Source organism: Pseudoalteromonas sp. CR1, assembly GCF_019392235.1.
Classification (GTDB): Bacteria; Pseudomonadota; Gammaproteobacteria; order Enterobacterales; family Alteromonadaceae; genus Pseudoalteromonas.
On sequence record NZ_JAHXRM010000587.1, the window covers coordinates 1 to 241 of the forward strand.

The 241-nt window shown below is 67.2% G+C and carries 1 pseudogene; it reads left to right on the top strand.

The annotated features are described in order from the left end of the window. Window positions 1-241 (top strand): annotated as a pseudogene (locus tag KZZ04_RS22235) (biotin-dependent carboxyltransferase family protein); the annotation flags it as partial.

A 241-nucleotide genomic window follows, 5' to 3' on the forward strand; every position in this document is an offset into this window, starting at 1 on the left:
CCGCGCATACCTCAGCATTCGTGGGGGAATGGAGGCACCCGAGTTACTCGGATCGCGGTCGACCTTCCCAAGAGGACGCATGGGGACGCCGCAGACCGCCGGCCAACGTCTGTCGCTCCGCTACCCGGCGATGCCTCCTGCTTCTCCTTGTGCGGCGCCGCCGCTCCGATGGCCCGATTGTTTCGACATCCGGGTCACCTTGGGTCCCCAGACGGACCGGTTTACCTCCCGCGGGCTCGAC